This is a genomic window from Metabacillus niabensis, assembly GCF_902829255.1.
In the GTDB taxonomy this organism is placed as follows: Bacteria; Bacillota; Bacilli; order Bacillales; family Bacillaceae; genus Metabacillus; species Metabacillus niabensis.
On the sequence record NZ_CADEPK010000047.1, the window covers coordinates 1 to 1,594 of the forward strand.

At 36.5% G+C, this 1,594-nt stretch carries 1 protein-coding gene; it reads left to right on the forward strand.

The features are described from left to right. A partial coding sequence (locus HU235_RS06610; RefSeq protein WP_174879700.1) for an ABC transporter ATP-binding protein occupies window positions 1-1,594 on the forward strand: 1,594 nt, incomplete at both ends.

Consider the following 1,594-nt stretch of genomic DNA (forward strand, 5'->3'; position numbering starts at 1 on the left):
CCTCACGAAATCACTTGTTGATAATTTATCAAATTCTTCATTTGATATTTCTATTATTATCTTTCTCATCATAACGTTTCTTATCCAAACCGTCACATCAGGATTTTCCTATTATTATATGACGGCAATCGGAGAATCAATTGTCGCTTCTATCCGAAATAAAGTGTGGGCTCATACTATTAATCTACCTGTCGCTTTTTATGATCGCCATAAATCAGGGGAAATTATGAGTCGAATTACACAAGATACAAATACAGTAAAAACGCTGATTACACAGCATATGATTACATTTATTTCCGGTTTGATTTCCATTATAGCAGCCACTATCCTGCTTTTCTTTATTGATTGGAAAATTACAACGATAATGCTCATAGCAATTCCTATTTCATTTTTCATTATTGCACCTTTAGGGAAAAAAATGTTTTCTATTTCAAAAATGGCACAGGATGAAATGGCTGAGTTTTCCGGCAATTTAGGGAGAGTGTTATCGGAAATCCGCTTAGTAAAAGCTTATCATGCCGAGGAAATTGAAATAAAGTCAGGAAACAAAAGAATCGATCACCTCTATCAATTTGGACTAAAGGAAGCGAAAATCCAGGCAATTATTTCACCATTTATGACCTTAATCATGATGTTATTATTGATCCTGCTAATTGGATATGGTGGAGTTCGCGTTGCTTCTGGTACACTGTCAGCAGGTTCCTTAGTCGCGATCATCTTTTATATGTTTCAAATTGTTCTCCCATTTAGTCATATGGCGACGTCCTTTACTGCGTTCCAAAAAGCAATGGGGGCAACAGACAGAATTCAGACTATCCTAAAATTAAAACCTGAGGAAAACAAATCAAAACAGGTTAGCAAACAATCTGCACAACCAATTTTATTTCGCAATGTCCGCTTTAGCTATAATGAGAAAGAGCCAATATTAAAAAACATCTCTCTCATCGTTCCTGCAGGAAAAACAACTGCAATTGTTGGGCCAAGCGGAAGCGGAAAAACGACGTTATTTTCACTATTAGAACAATTTTATCAAGTAACTGGTGGGGAAATATTACTTGGAGACACAAATATTAAGGAATTTGGTTTATCATCATGGAGAAATCATATTGGATACGTATCACAGGAAAGTCCGATTATGTCTGGAACGATTTTAGAAAATATAACGTACGGAATAAACAAAAACATCCCATTATTTGAGGTCGAGCGAGCAGCGACTCAAGCAAATGCTATGGAATTCATCTCTCGCCTGCCGCAAGGACTTGCTACTGAGGTTGGTGAAAGAGGTGTTAAGCTTTCAGGTGGTCAAAGACAACGAATTGCCATTGCACGTGCATTAATCAGAAATCCCCATATATTACTGCTAGATGAGGCAACATCAAATTTGGATAGCGCCTCAGAAGGATTAGTTCAACAGGCTTTGGACCATTTAATGAAAGGAAGAACAACATTAATTATTGCTCATAGACTATCAACTGTTGTAAATGCTGATCAAATTGTTATCCTTGAGCATGGCGAAATTACTGGTATTGGAAAGCATGAAGAATTATTAACGACACATCCACTTTATCAAAAGCTAGCTGAACAACAATTACAA